This is a genomic window from Vibrio sp. TAP-3B, assembly GCF_057784735.1.
Window position 1 is genome coordinate 230686 of sequence record NZ_CM173496.1, and the last position, 14702, is coordinate 245387.

Annotated in this window: 12 protein-coding genes and 5 pseudogenes; 3 read left to right on the plus strand and 14 right to left on the minus strand. The window is 38.1% G+C overall.

What is annotated here, in order from left to right:
• Positions 1-264: 264 nt before the first annotated feature.
• A pseudogene (locus AC3D28_RS15495) lies at positions 265-920 on the plus strand (IS5 family transposase); the annotation flags it as partial.
• 197 nt (positions 921-1117) lie between these two features.
• On the opposite strand, the gene AC3D28_RS15500 reads toward AC3D28_RS15495, so the two are convergent.
• A complete protein-coding gene (locus AC3D28_RS15500) occupies positions 1118-1663 on the minus strand; it encodes a hypothetical protein (RefSeq protein ID WP_488536608.1) in 546 nt (181 codons plus the stop codon).
• Positions 1664-2981: 1318 nt separating this feature from the next.
• Between AC3D28_RS15500 and AC3D28_RS15505 the strand changes: the two genes are divergently transcribed.
• The gene (locus tag AC3D28_RS15505; protein WP_488536609.1) at positions 2982-4526 is read left to right on the plus strand and encodes a helix-turn-helix transcriptional regulator; all 1545 of its coding nucleotides are present in this window, start codon (positions 2982-2984) and stop codon (positions 4524-4526) included.
• Between the two features lie 147 nt (positions 4527-4673).
• Here the strand turns inward: AC3D28_RS15505 and tnpC are convergent, their stop codons facing one another.
• The 8 genes and pseudogenes from tnpC to AC3D28_RS15545 all read right to left on the minus strand — a co-directional run bounded on the left by tnpC (position 4674) and on the right by AC3D28_RS15545 (position 11058).
• Positions 4674-6197: an IS66 family transposase gene (gene tnpC, locus AC3D28_RS15510; protein ID WP_488536818.1), complete on the minus strand. Its 1524-nt coding sequence runs from the start codon at positions 6195-6197 to the stop codon at positions 4674-4676.
• Positions 6198-6281: 84 nt separating this feature from the next.
• A complete protein-coding gene (gene tnpB / locus AC3D28_RS15515) occupies positions 6282-6626 on the minus strand; it encodes an IS66 family insertion sequence element accessory protein TnpB (RefSeq protein ID WP_488536610.1) in 345 nt (114 codons plus the stop codon).
• Positions 6623-6922 carry an IS66 family insertion sequence element accessory protein TnpA gene (gene tnpA, locus AC3D28_RS15520; RefSeq protein WP_488536611.1) on the minus strand — a complete coding sequence of 100 codons (300 nt, stop codon included), beginning with the start codon at positions 6920-6922 and terminating at the stop codon, positions 6623-6625. The genes tnpB (AC3D28_RS15515) and tnpA (AC3D28_RS15520) overlap by 4 nt, the downstream gene beginning before the upstream one ends.
• A 452-nt stretch (positions 6923-7374) precedes the next feature.
• Positions 7375-7547, minus strand: a pseudogene (locus AC3D28_RS15525) (transposase family protein); the annotation flags it as partial.
• Between the two features lie 114 nt (positions 7548-7661).
• Positions 7662-7892 carry a hypothetical protein gene (locus AC3D28_RS15530; RefSeq protein WP_143699713.1) on the minus strand — a complete coding sequence of 77 codons (231 nt, stop codon included), beginning with the start codon at positions 7890-7892 and terminating at the stop codon, positions 7662-7664.
• 5 nt (positions 7893-7897) lie between these two features.
• Positions 7898-8575, minus strand: a complete 678-nt coding sequence (locus AC3D28_RS15535; protein WP_488536612.1) for a DeoR family transcriptional regulator — start codon at positions 8573-8575, stop codon at positions 7898-7900.
• A gap of 119 nt (positions 8576-8694) precedes the next feature.
• Positions 8695-10080: a carbohydrate porin gene (locus AC3D28_RS15540; RefSeq protein WP_098416330.1), complete on the minus strand. Its 1386-nt coding sequence runs from the start codon at positions 10078-10080 to the stop codon at positions 8695-8697.
• Positions 10081-10563: 483 nt separating this feature from the next.
• Positions 10564-11058 (minus strand): YgjV family protein, encoded by a 495-nt coding sequence (locus AC3D28_RS15545; protein ID WP_306471569.1) that lies wholly within the window; start codon positions 11056-11058, stop codon positions 10564-10566.
• A gap of 200 nt (positions 11059-11258) precedes the next feature.
• Between AC3D28_RS15545 and AC3D28_RS15550 the strand changes: the two genes are divergently transcribed.
• Positions 11259-12119: a LysR family transcriptional regulator gene (locus tag AC3D28_RS15550; RefSeq protein ID WP_098416331.1), complete on the plus strand. Its 861-nt coding sequence runs from the start codon at positions 11259-11261 to the stop codon at positions 12117-12119.
• A 215-nt stretch (positions 12120-12334) separates the two neighbouring features.
• Here the strand turns inward: AC3D28_RS15550 and AC3D28_RS15555 are convergent.
• The 5 genes and pseudogenes from AC3D28_RS15555 to AC3D28_RS15575 form a co-directional block, all read right to left on the minus strand.
• Positions 12335-12490: pseudogene (locus AC3D28_RS15555) on the minus strand (IS3 family transposase); the annotation flags it as partial.
• A gap of 41 nt (positions 12491-12531) precedes the next feature.
• A complete protein-coding gene (gene tnpB / locus AC3D28_RS15560) occupies positions 12532-12888 on the minus strand; it encodes an IS66 family insertion sequence element accessory protein TnpB (RefSeq protein WP_143699714.1) in 357 nt (118 codons plus the stop codon).
• Positions 12885-13166 carry an IS66 family insertion sequence element accessory protein TnpA gene (gene tnpA, locus AC3D28_RS15565; RefSeq protein WP_098416332.1) on the minus strand — a complete coding sequence of 94 codons (282 nt, stop codon included), beginning with the start codon at positions 13164-13166 and terminating at the stop codon, positions 12885-12887. Before tnpA (AC3D28_RS15565) ends, tnpB (AC3D28_RS15560) begins: the two co-directional genes overlap by 4 nt.
• Before the next feature lie 9 nt (positions 13167-13175).
• Positions 13176-13477: pseudogene (locus AC3D28_RS15570) on the minus strand (transposase); the annotation flags it as partial.
• A gap of 71 nt (positions 13478-13548) precedes the next feature.
• Positions 13549-14591, minus strand: a pseudogene (locus AC3D28_RS15575) (IS481 family transposase).
• Positions 14592-14702 lie beyond the last annotated feature (111 nt).

Genomic DNA, 14702 nt, shown 5'->3' on the forward strand with positions numbered 1-14702 from the left:
AAAAGTGCATTTCACAGCTCAGACTTAACGCTGACTAAACTAGGTCGGAAACTGGAAACCAATACCACGGTAAAGCATGCAATTAAACGCGTTGATAGACTGCTTGGAAATCATCAACTGCACCGTGAAAAAAGATCTTATTTATAAATGGCATGCCTACTTAATAACGGGCGCCAACACATGCCCTATAATCTTTGTTGATTGGTCTGATGTTCGTGAACAACTTCGTTATATAACGTTAAGAACATTCGTTGCACTTCATGGCCAAGCCATTTTGAAGGAATACTCTACCGAATGCGAACGGGCCATGGAGAAATTTGCCTCCAGAGTTTGGTGAATGGAGCTCTGTCTACAGGCGTTTTAATCTTTGGTCAAAGAAAGGTATTTTATCTAAACTTTTTAATGAGTTATCAAGCCTTGCTGATTTTGAGTGGATCTTCTTAGATGGTTCTATTGTTCGAGCATATCAACATAGCACAGGTGCCGCTACTGAAATCTCAGAGCAAATAGGAAAAGCAGTGGAGGTAACCCATTTGGCAGTAGATAGTGGTGGTTTACCAGTTTGCTTTGATTAATCAGAAGGCCAACGACACGACATAGTACATGCTGAAAGCTTAGTAGAGCAGCTAAATGAAGCTAATACCATTGTTTGTGATAAAGAGTATGACAGCAGATCTTTCCGTTGTTTTGTTTGGGCGCATAGTGGAGAAACTGTCATTACTAAACGCAATTACGGACAAGATATAGACAAAGAAAGTATGGATTGGTGCTTATATAAGTACCGTCACTTAGTCGAAAATGCTTTCGCTAGGGTTAAGCATTATCGATCTATTTGAAGCAGATATGAAAAGCTAGAAAGGAATTATGCCAGCAGGTTATCACTGGCATTCATGTTAATGTGGCTGCCGATGTATTGCTGAACATGAAACGTACAGCAAAGATCAACACGACCTAGACACGCCTATAGTTTAAATGAATTGTGATAAGTTGCCATGCTACCAGCACCAAGTAAAACTTTACTTCGGTGACACCTCGATGTCTCGATGAGTGAGTCAAATTTAAACTGGCGTTAATAGTGTCTTCTATTAGATTGAGAAATACAATTTTTGTTTGCAATTTAAAAATTAAATCTTGTCCCTATAGATGTAATCACTTCACTTCCAAATTCAAGATTACAACACGACGCAATACTTAGTTCGTTGGATGAGTACTCATAACCGAATTTACCATAAACATCCCAAGATTGATTAACAGGAATAGCCGATATCAAACCTATCTCATACCCTAAATCATGTCCACTATCTTCTATTAAATCAATAGTATTTAACTCATGTTCGTAATGTTTATAGGTAATACCTGCATACAAAGATGTGTCGATCGATAAGAAACTTTGCATTGACTTAATACCAAATGAATAGCCTGTCTGCTCAATATCAAAGCTATCATTTGAACTTTGGTGTTCATAATTAAATATAGAATACCCCCAACCTATATAGTACCTAAATGCCTTATAAAGAGTATTTTCGTATTGTACTTGAAAGCCTCGACTTATATTTATATTAGTATCGATCGCATTCCCCACTTTAGCCTCAAAGGAAATTCCGTGATCAGCTAAGACTGGATTACACACTAAACTGAAAAGTAATGTTAATATAACTCTCATATCACCTTCATAAATTATTTTAGTTCTTTAACGTAGACCAATCCTACATTCCTCCTTCAAAAGTGAAATAGTACAATTGTACCATTGTGAGATTCATTTTTATCAACATAAAGCTTGAGAATAGATCCTTTTTTTTTGATCAAGTGTAGATTTTTCGTAACCGTTCACCAACAGTTTCTTGACTAGGCGTTTGCGTAAAAACTAGTGTTGTTGAGATCGAACACATTGGGGTATGGTTGCTGTATGGTCATGGCAGTCACAATGGAGTAAGCGCCTCCAGCGAAGATATCTTCCTCTTTTTGCATGTTTCTATCAGCGAGCCATAAGCCACGTGAAGTTTGTCTATAACTAAGGAAAATCATCCAAGGTCACATAAATTATTATGGTGTATCAACGAACGCAAGATCACTCAATATGTTCGTTAAAGAAACCACCGATGCGTGGCTAAGCAACTTCGAAGACGAAGTCAAAGGCACACAATGACGTGGCAGAAATTCCAACGTTTGATAAAGTATTGGCTCCCTAAAATTCAAATTATGCATCCTTATCCCGAGCAACGTTTTGACGTTCGACCTAAGTTAGGAACCGTATGCGTTATTAGCGCACGTACGGATCTGTGCGGGGGCAGCGGGAAACCGTTATTCCTACCGTGACCACGGTACTTATCAACCATCTACCCTGGTACCTGCCAATTGGAGCGCCTCCCTAGCAGATGTGCACCTCGACAGGTTAATGTTCGATGCTCGCTGCACAAAACTGAAAGTGGAATCGAAGCGAAAAACTTAAGCCAAATTAGCTCCGCGGGATCAGTTATGTTAAAATTATTCTCTCATCCAATGTGATTGTAGAAGGTATTCCCCTATGAATGAAACCAGAATCACTACTCCCGCTCACAGGTATACGCAATCTCGTCAAACTTAAAAGTACTAAACACAATCTAGCCAGCATTAGTAAACGCCGGAAACTAATCTATTCGCCAGAAATATCAGGGATTATGAACGCTTTAAGGCTAAAATGAGCAATAATACAGACTTGGAACGGAGGGAAACATCCTAACTTAGTACCAAAGTACCATTGTAACGTTTGTTAGATAAGGTAACTTTCACAAACTTTGGATCAAAGGCACTTTGGTAGAAAATTGAAGGCTTAAACTACTGTCACACGCATAAAACAATACAAGCAGCGAAGTTAACAATTCATATACACCGTACTTTGTATCGACAATTTAAAATATGCAGCTAAATACACTACATATTTTAAATTGACAGGCATAGTTATTTTTTTCACCTATAACTATTGGACTTTTAAGGTTATTTCTTTGTCTATTAATATTTTTGAAGATGATTTAGTACTGTTTGTTAGACTTAATGGCAGTATTTCTTATTGTGAACTAAAGCACTTCGTTGCACAATATAAGACTTTTCCTGTTGACGTAAATTTGTTTACAGACCGTTGCTCTAAATTCATTAAGTCTGGAGGTTTTTTAACACTTTCAAATGTCCTTCCTATTGAAAAATACTCATCTACAGTAGACTCCTTGTTCACTAATAGGTTTTCTGTTCTAGAACACATTATCTCAATTCTGAACTCTAGCGGCTTTGAAGAACTATATAAATTATTGGTCAACAGCATTAATCTGCGCCATCATCTTGAGAAATTACTGCAACTATCGTTAGACATTAACGGAGGTTATGTTTCCTTACCAATTTTAGAGGACCTAGTTAAAAGACTACCGAAAATTAACACATCAACAACAATTGTTTTGATTAAGATATTCCTTGTTCTGGGTAAATTTGAACATGCTAAAATTTGTTATAATATATCCATCGGAGAGAAAGGTATTAATTATAACAGTTCTTATGGTGAAATATTTGTACACAATGCAATAGCAAGATTGGAAAAAAACATTACTCTTAATATAGAGAATGTCTATCCTTTATACATGGAACAAAAAATTGACTTCTCGAAAGATGGTTCAACTGACTTGGTTATGGGCTTGGCACATGAACTGTTTCTTGTTAGTAAATTTGATGATTGCTTACATGTGGTTAAAGATTTAGTCTCTATATGCCAAAAGAAAAGGTGTTGGGTCTCATTGTATTATGGGTATTTTTTGGAAATTCTTTGCTTAGGTATGAAAAATCGCTTTGAGTCGGCTTATGGAAGATATAGACTCTACTCAATGTTATCTTATACAACAAAAAATATGCAGCATATACTTGATGTGGCTATTGTTGTTGTTTCTATTTGGTGTTGTGCTCAAGATAGGATAGATCGCGAAGTTGTACAAAGAGTAGAAAATTTTAATTTTGATAATAATGATAATATTTTTCAGAGAGTATATACGATATATAGTAAAATGTTATTAGAAGCTAATAAAGAAGTTTTTTCCGTAAGAAAATTTATTAAACTTGAAAGAAAACTTATTTACGTTTACCAACACAATCAAGTTAGCGAGTCATGGAACATTCCTGATTTTTCTTCTGTTTACGAACTCGCTAACCTAAGAAGTAAAAACCTAAAAGTTCCTAGTCTTATTCAAGAAAGTTTTGTCAAGAGCTTTTATCAAGAATCAATTAGAAATTACATACATAATATTAATTCATTCACAACACTACCCATTTTTTTTGTCGGATTAAATAAAACAATAAATAATCACACGTCAAATGGCCTAACAAGTATCTATTTTTCAAAATTAACTAAAAAGGAATTAGAAGTTCTTGATTTATTAAGAAGAGGATACTCATACTCTGATGTTTGTACATTCTTAAGTATATCAATAAATACCGTTAAATCGCATGCTTATAGCATATATAAGAAACTAAAAATATCTGGAAGAAATGATTTAATAAGGTATTTTTAAATCACTTATACTAAACAGGCTTTGTTGCGTAATTAAGAGAGAAGACATGTCTGCCCAATTGTGCTTAATTCTTAATCGATACACTGAGTTTCAGGCATACCTAGCCCTGTAAGCTTATTCGTAAGCGGTTAATGAACCAGTGAAGCCTTACTCCGCTCCACTAATTTTTACGTTCCATGGCATAAGATCCGACACTTCATCTGTCGGGCTACGCTTTGGTAGCTCAGTAAACAGGTGCTGGAAGTAATAATACGGATTCATATCGTTAGCACGACAAGTCATCACCAGGCTATACAAGTTTGCACTGGCGTTTGCTCCGCCGACCGAAGTTGAGAACATCCAATTTTTTCGACCCGTTGTGAACGGTCTGATATCTCGCTCAGTCACGTTGTTGTCGATACTAATATCACCATCTTCTAGGTAAGTGAGTAGTTTAGGCCACTGGTTTTTAGTGTAGGTAATGGCTTTTCCGAGTAATCCTTTTGGTAGAACGTTTTGAGCTTCAAGCCACTGCTTGAACTCATCTAAAATGGGCTTGGCTTCTTCTTGTCGTAGTTTGTTACGAGACTCCGCATTGAGTCCTTTTGCCTTCTTTTCTATACCATATAATTTGCTAATAAAGTTAAGCGCCTTCTCGGGCTTACCCGCTTTTTTCGATGGTGAAGCTGTTTGGGCATCGGTAAACTTTCTGCGCACATGCGCCATACAAGCAGCTTGAGTAACGTTTTCGAGCTTGTCGTATGCGCTGTAGCCATCCGAGAGTAAATAACCAGAGTAATCGGCTAAAAAGTTTTGGACGCACTTCGCTTTGCGGCTTGGTTGGTAATCATAGATGACCATAGGGTTATCGACATATTCTCCACTGCGGTAGACCCACATGTACGATTTGGATTGTGCTTTTTTGTCTTCTTCACGCAGTACTTGAACCGTGGTTTCATCGGCGCAGATAAGCTTCTCCTTTAGAAGCTCTGTTTGCATCGCATCAATGATGATTTGCACTTTATTGCCCAGTTGAACGCACCAGTTGGCAAGTGTTGCACGGCTAATATCGATGCCTGAGCGGTTAAGGATATCAACTTGGCGGTATAGAGGAAGTGCATCGACATATTTGGCGGTCACTACAGCGGCAAACGCGTCAGCACTTCCTAGGCTTTTCGGGATCATACTTGCTGGTTTTGGTGCTGTGACGATCTTCGACTCAGTATGAGTTTTCTCACACTGTCGACAAGCGTACTTAGTTCGCTCATGGCGGATAACGTTCACTTTTTGAGGAATGATTTTCAGTTCTTCAGAGGTTTCAACGCCGCACTGGTGCAGTGGCTCGTTGCAGCACTCACAATATGGCGCGTTAAGCTCGTGTTTGTGTACTTCGCGCTCCAGCTCTTCTGGAAGTGGTTTTCGTCCTCGTTTTTTCTTTTGGCTTTCAGACTTTGAAACAGTGTTTTGTTGCTCTGCTTCGTTGAATGTACCTTTGGGTGTTTTTTCACTCTGAGAAGCAAAGCGTTTGGATTTGCTAAGATTAAGCTGCTCGACTAGAAGTTGAACTTTGGTTTTGAGCTCAGCGACCTCTTCTTGTTTTGCTTCCAGCAGCTTGTCTTTTGCTTTATTCTGTTGCTGAAGCTCAAGCAGCATCGCTTTTAGCTGGTCAATGTCATCAGGAAGGTCGGTCATATCTAGGCTCAAGTCATTTCAATGCCTTAAGTGTGACAGCGAAAAAGGATCGTTCAAGTCCAAGATAACGATCAGTATCAGCGGTCACACTTCTAGATTATAAAGTGGACGATGAGCTTTAGCATGGTCAAGAGTTAACCCAAAGAGAAGCCAACTCAGTTGTTGCTTACTAATATGGATAGCACCATCAGCGTTCGGCTTGGGCCACTTAAAGGTGCCTTTTTCCAAACGCCGATAGTAAAGCCAAAAGCCATTGGTATCCCAAAATAGAATTTTCAGTTTATCTCGGGCTCGGTTGCAGAAGATAAACCAGGACTCACTGAATGGATCCATCTCAAGTGTTTCAGCAACGATAAGCGAGAGTCCATCAATAGACTTACGCATGTCGGTGACGCCAGAGATTAAATAGACTTTACCTGACGGTGTCATTGCAGAGCTTCAACCCAATGCTTAATTTGTAGCGAATTTAGGTTTGTTGGCAGCTCAGCACGAACACCATTGTTGAACGTGAGCACTACGCAACTTGCACAGCTCTCTGCTAACTCTGTGACCACTATCGGTTGAACTTGGTTTTCAGGCTCTGGTTGATTGAGCTTTTTCGACCAGTAGTAAAATGTTTGATAGCTAATGTTGTTATTGATGCAAAACTGTTTGATGCTTAAACCACTTTGCTGCTGTTGCTCAAGAATATTAGCCCAATGTTCACGTTTATTTTGTTGATTCATAGTACCTCCAATGAAAAAGGTACTATGGCAAACGACGAGCTCGTTTAGTATGTGTGGTTGATTAACCGTTTACGATATATCGAGAACAAAATTACCGAAAACCAATATTATCGTCGACTCAGACGATTAAGAAAGAGCAGGCTTCATTGGCTCAAACTGGGCAGTTATCAATGTTCAAAACGATATCGAGGTCGGTGCCGTAATCTCATCACAGATGATGTTATGGTCTGGCACTTTATGAATGACTCCGAATGTCCGTTAACGAACAACGCAGCGGAACGAGTCGTAATTACATATTGATGAGAAAGTGCTGTTACGTAACTCGTTCATATCGAGGAGACCTGTTCCGTGAACGGATGTTTCACTTATCGAGACTGCGAAACTTCAACAGCACTCAGCTTATAACTAGCTGCGTGAAATCGTCGAACATCATATGCTCAAAACTGACTACCAAACCATTCGTAATGACCTAGAATGTACTCACGAATATCAAACCAACCTTTAGCTCCCGCGATAACAGCGCACAATGAGCCAAACAGGACTTCGAATAAGCAATACGTTACCTTTGCTGATTGACGCTGTCTGTAACGGCTTGGAAGTGTTCTTTGAACTGAACGATATGCATTATGGTTAGTCTCTCTCGCTCAAAGAGAGTATATGATCACAGCTAATTTCGATCGTCAAATCGATCAATCTAAACGGTCAAAAAACATTCGCGATCTCGCCCTGAAGTGAACGGTTACTCACCTCTTATATTTATATCTTTTAACTTGTTTATATATGCAGAAAGTTTTATTGCGAAATTTCCTGAAAAAATTAGTGCAAGAACATACGTACCACTGATAGCATCAAATTCCAACAACATGATTTTATTTATAATAAGAGATAGAAAAACTCCACAAATTACTGTCAATATCCAGTAATTTGCTCTAGCATGTTCTAACTCATGCTTTACTTTCTCATTTTCCAAAACCATTACTCCCCATCAAAGACATTATCGAAACTTTTTATTGAACAGGTTTTATATATACAATTCGTCGAATTACACTTTTTTTTGCTTTTAATAAGATAGCTGTATTCTGCTTTATCAATAGCAAGTCGATTTAATGTCGCTCTAGATAAATTTTCACTTAACATAAATCCGTCACTATCAATATACTCAGATTCGATAATGGCGATATCGATAGATTCAAAGATATCTTTATTAATGAATTCTGAAAAATTAATTCCTAAATCATCTCTTGAAGAGTGATTTCCAAAGAAAAACATCCGTATTCTATCTTTGTGTTTTATTACTTTATATACATTAATATCATTTGTAAGAACTTTGATATTTATATTGGGTAACAAGTCCGCTAAATACTCAGAAACACTAGAAGTTTCCATATAGATATTACATCCTTCAAATATAATAGAGATAATATCATCAACAAATTTTATTCCATCTTCAATTTTGTTTTTTTTAACTTTCTTTGCCCCTCCATGATAAATTTTTAAATTATTTTCAATTGAAATAGCATTAAGGTCACGTCTGATAGTGTGCGTACTGACATTAAAATATATTGCGATATCCTTTGTCCTTATATCCTCCGACTTTTCATACATTGCTAATATTTTTTTTCTTCGATTTAATTTTATATACTTTTTTATCATACTGCCCTTCATATAAACTACGTAGAATAGTTAAACTAATTAAAGGGGAAAAACCTTTCCCCTTTTTTATATCAATTAATATCGTGAAACTATATTTAAATTCTACCTAGAGGACGTATTTAGAACCAAATCTCAGCCTGTGCACCAAACGTAAAGCTATCATCCTCATTAGAACTGTACCCGTCTAAACTGCCCGCATTGTAATCACCAGTGTATTTCGCATATGTAGCATAAAAACGGATTTCAGGACGACTAAAGAATGCTTTTTTAAGCTTTAACGTTGGTGCGATAGTAAATGTAGCTAACCCTCCCTCTTCTTCTTCCGTATCACTTGAATAACTACTACCGTTGTAACCAGCTTCAAACTGCAACGCTAAATTTTGATTGAAGTAATAAGAAGTTCGCCCACCAATCGTCCACCATGTGTTGTCGTTACCCTCAAAATCTACGTCGTTCTTCTGCTGAAACAAGGCAATAGTATTAATGTCCCAGTTACCAAACGATGCCAAACCATCGACAAACACACGGTAGTTCTGGCCACCATCATTCGATTGGTTAGTATCACCATGACGACCTAAAAATGCAGCTGAAGTTCCAGTAGAATATTGCGCGACGTACTTCACTCGACCATCTGTCAATCCAAAATAGGTTGGCTGAGCGTAATTGACCATGATATGTGCACCGGTTTTGGCAGTTTCACCGACATAAGTATCTTCCACACCGTTGATTGTTTTTGTCACAGAGTAACTACTGTTCTCACTATTTGTTTGTACGCTACCAGTTAACCACCATGGACCAGTGCGATATTCTACACCAAGTGTATGTGTTCTTGGTCTTGCGTCATCTTCATAGATCACAGTTGTACCATTCTCATCAGTGTAGGTTTTATCTCCATCACTATCGTGGGAGGTTAAGAAAAGATCCAATTTCCCGTTACTTAATTCAACCCCTTTGATACCAATACCCGGAGAACGAATTTCATAATATTTTCGGTCCAAAATATGAATATCATCAGACCAGTTTACACGTCCAGCCCAAAATAAAGCCTCAGGAGAAAAATCTAAATTACCCATTTCTACGTAAGCCTTATCCATAAAAATGGTTTTATTCTGAGTATCAAAAACCCAACGTCTTGCATCACGATCTTCATATACTAGGCCAAAATAAGCTTTTGCCCATGCTCCACTGTCAGTATTGAATTTTCGACTAAAATTAGTAGCAGCGTAGTTACTCTCACCACCACCAAGACGATAGAAAGCTCCGGCATTTGGTGCTTGTATAGTTGAATTTCCGGCTCCCGATCCATTTTCGTTGGAAGTAAATCCAGCACGAAAATAACCGTGCCATTGCACTGCTTCTTCTTTTTGTTTATTGAGTTCAATTTTCATATCTTCAATCGCTTGAGAATTTTTTTGACTTATGTCTTCTGCGTTCGCATTTATAGAAGCTGCTGCTAAGCTAGCACAGATTAGATGTGGAATAGAAAAAGGAGTTATCTGTTTCATTTATATTATCCTGAATGTAAAGTTTAACATATGTTTGTTATATTTTAGATATGTAAACCTCTCCCTATTAAATAGAGAAAGGAAGAATTTAGTCCTAGATTTTTTAGGAAAGACTAGCTTGTATACCCGCGATATATTTTTTTGTAGAGGAGCATAAATGACCGGAAGGGTAGATATCTACTACTATCTGGCCATTCAATCGAGCGTTACTCTACATAGTTATTAAGTACGAGTAGCTACTGTTAGTAATAGCCGTCCGTTGTTGTCACATGAGGCACTGTTAACATGTACTCTGCTGCATTTGCAGTAGATGCGATGGTAAGATAGGCCGAAGTGAGGTTCAGTAGTGTTTTCTTCATATTTTTTCCTTCTGTATTATTGATTATTGGTTATTGGTTACGACTCTTCTTATTACTGTTTTATTAAAACGAAGAGAAGTTATTTTTAAATATAAGTAACTGGAAAGTAATTAATTGATTTTATCTAGAATTTTTTATTATTCAGTCTAAAAAAAGTATTGCGAATTATTATAAAATTGAATAAATTTTTAAAAAGTCCACTATATGAACTAACAAAAAAACAATTAGTTTCCCGGATAAGAGTAAAATTAAAGAAAGCTACTCTCATACGCATAACATGCGCACTGAATAAAGCGTAACAACTTATAACTGACGCTATAGTCGGAAGTGAATATCGAGGCCCAGAGTAATAATAACTACTAATTAAAACTTGGATTACAAAGAAAATGAAAAAGACTTTAATCCCCTTGAATTTAACAGAAGCTGATACACGAGAAAAATTCACAAACAGGTTAAAGCCAGTAACAACAGCACGAAGTAAGATGAACTGGATTGAGGAAATGAAACAAGACACACATATCAATGCTCTCATTCGGTTACCGTTAACCGATGAAGCGGCTAGTATATTAACGCCTAAAGCCACAAATCCTATTGATTGAATCAAAACTTCATTCATCATTTCATTTCCAAGAAGTAAACAAAGAGTAAAACTGTAACAAGGAGTTCCACATCACTATCAGTTAACCTATACAGATTGATCGTTTAGCTCAGTTATTGATTTATGTTAAACTATATTTCAGCCTTATCATGCTGATGACTATAAAAGATACATTCAATGATTTATAATGAATAAAATTCAGCTTTCGATTCCAAAACAGAATGGATATAGATTTACTTCGCACTTTTTGCCAGTTGGCTGACGATATGAACTTTCGTGTCGCTTCTGAACACCTTTACATAACTCAGTCAGCACTCACAAAAAAAGTAAAGCGTCTCGAAGAGCAGCTCAATGTAGTGCTATTTGATCGTGGTAGACATGGCGCAGAGTTAACCCCAATGGGTAAGGTCTTGTTACCAGAAGCAAAACGTGTTTTGAAAGGATTTGACTCGTTCAAAGCTTTATCAAAGTTTGTAGCAGAAGGAACATCAGGACATTTGAATATCGGATTTGGTATATCATCGTTTCACGAAGCCCCAAACTACATTGGCCGATTTAAACAAGATTTCCCTAATGTACATGTTACTTTAAACGATTACCCATCTCATAAACTAGTCGAAGAACTTCTGTTGGGTAATCTTCAATTGGGATTTGACCGACTTCCTATAGAATCACCATTAACAGCAATATCTTTATTCTCAGATCGTCTGGCAATAGCCGTCCATGAAAAAGAGATGATAGACATTAAAAATTTGTGGAGATCATTGAGTCACCTCAATTACCTTGCCTTAAGCCGTGATAAAAACCCGACAATGAACAAGCACATCACCACCTACCTGTGGGAAGCACAGCAGCAACCAACAATTGTTGAAGAAGCAGATGACATAATTACTGTATTAGCATTAGTCTCTGCTCGTTTGGGTTATACTATCATTCCAGCAAGTGTGGCACGTATCAGTCAACCTCATATACGCTTCATTCCATTAACCGGAGAACATGCTCTGTGGTCAGTAGGCTTATTGTGGAACTCTAATTTTTCAGACCCTGTGCGACATGCATTTATACAGAAAGTGAAAATCTAAAAAAGTCTCTTCACTTTTCTAGCCCTTAATATTTCATAAAGTTTGGTATTAGCTTCAAGGAGACACTCAACGTAAAGATTAGATCATATCGAATGATCTCCTGTATGATCAGTGTGAGCTCGTGAACGTTTTATAGTCAAAACAACGTTCGATTTGACGGTCACATTCAGCTGTGATCTGCTCCAGCCAGACTGGACACTGCATTAAGCGACATTTTACTGTTCAAAGTTAACTGAGCTTAGATACCCAAGAGCACTGTGCCTTCTCGCCCGGTTATAATCAACTTCAATGTACTCGAAGTCCGTTTGACGCATATCGTCTCTGGTCATGAACGGCTCATATTGGATCGCTTCAACTTTCATTATACTAAAATCGTGCTGTTAACGCTTGGTGAATAAGGCTTTATTCTCGATTAACTCATTGTAAAATCGTTTATTTCAACGGGTTCATGGCCGATAATTGTGAAGCCAGAAAGCAGTCTTTCAAGCTCAAATTTAGTGAGGGTAAACACCTCATTTTTCTCTTTTGAAAGCCACTTGTACTTGGCTTTTTCGAGGCGTTTATACCACAGGGCAGAGCCTGTTTTATCCCAATACAACACTTTGACTTTATCGCGTTGTTTATTGGTAAACAGGAACAATGCACCGCTGCCAAGAGGCAAGTTCGTATCATTTTCCTCGATAATCGCCGCAAGCCCGTTGATGGACTTTCTAAAATCAACGCTTTCACGATAGAGGTAAATCTTTGGAGCACTGAGCATACGTTTCATGACAACGCTCCAATGAGTTCAACAAGATAGGTCGCTGGCGTGCCTTGAGGGATACTCCGCTCTACATCATTGATGAGAAGTATCATATTCGCCGTTGCTATCTGGGCCTGATACTTTGTTGTATTTTCGACGATTTCGGCTCTAACAAATCCGATAGACTCAGATTGGTCTGTCGTTTGGAGTTGACGTCGCTTTGAAAAGAACGTGGATAAACTCAGTCTATGTTGTTCGCAAAAAGCGCGCTGAGTAATATTGCTGCTTTCATATTGTTCAAACAGTGCTTACCCTTTACCTCTTGCGACCGTTCCTTTAAATACTTTGTGCCTTCGGATGCGCAAATTATGGCAAACCTTAATACTGGTAGAGTCAATAAACTCAATACCTGTTAGATCTCCTTTTACATGAGTAAAAAAGGAGCTGAGGGGAACAAGCACAGAAGGCATTACTTCAAGAAAGCGTGTAACTAAGTAATGTCGGGACTTCATTTTTTTTGGTATCGGTGGATGATACCAAGATAGAAATTCTTGAAATCACGTTGATGTGACATATGAAAAGTAATAATGATGGTCATTATTTCACTTTCAGACATATAAAGCATGAGATGTACTAATTCAGACCTGAACTGACAGTTACCCACTTTTGGACTCGGTGTCTGTCAGATTATATCTGGGTTAGATTCTTTTCTGCCCAGATTGATTTCCCATCCTCTATTGTTTCTATTGGCGTTCTGCCGCAACACATTTTTCCTTGATGAGTATGATGATTGTTGTAGTAGTCTATCCATTCGTCCAGATCTTTCTGCAATTCGTCCATCGAACCATGCAGTTTCTTTCTGAATGTCACTTGGTAGAACTCATTCAATATGGTCTTGTGGAAGCGTTCACAGATACCATTTGTCTGCGGTGACATGACTTTTGTTTTCGTATGATCGATATCATTAATGGCTAGGTAAAGCTGGTAGTCATGCTGTTCAACTCGACCACAGTGTATTCGGTGCCACGATCGGTCAAGATTCAGAGCATCGGTAGCTTATGAGCCTCGAATAACGGTAAAACCTTGTCATTCAACATATCAGCTGCTGTGATCGGTGTTTCTGTTGTGTAGAGCTTAGCGAATGCGACTTTGCTATACGTATCAACGAAGGTTTGTTGATAGATCCGCCCAACGCCTTTCAAGTTACCAACATAAAACGTATCTTGAGAGCCGAGATAACCTGGGTGTGCAGTTTCAATCTCGCCACAGGCCTCATCGTCATGTTTCTTACGCTCAAGCGCAGCGACTTGCTCATCGGTTAAAATAATACCGTTCTCATTAACCTTTTTTTCTAAAGCAATGAGCCGTTTCTTGAAGTTTTCCAGATCATTGCGAAGCCAGATTGAACGGACGCCACTTGGTGAAATAAACACGCCAAGTTTACGCAGTTCATTGCTTGTTCTGACTTGTCCATGAGCAGGGAAATCGATGGCATACTTGAGAACGGCTTGCTCAATTTCACTATCGACACGATTCTTCAGGTTTGGTGTTCTGCGATTTTGATTAATCATCGCATCGATACCGCCAGTTTCAACCAGCTCTTGATAACGATAGAAAGTGTCTCTTGATACGCCCATAACCTTACAGACTCTAGAGACATTACCGAATTCTTATGCAAGACTGAGAAGGCCTGCTTTGTGTTTGATGATTGGATTGCTAGTATGAAGCATGAGAGTTACCTCTTTTGTCTTTGATTACAGATTCAGCACCTTTAATCAAAGCGGTAACTCTCTTCTTTTCAAATTGAAGTGTCAGATCTAGTCTGAACTAATACACATGAG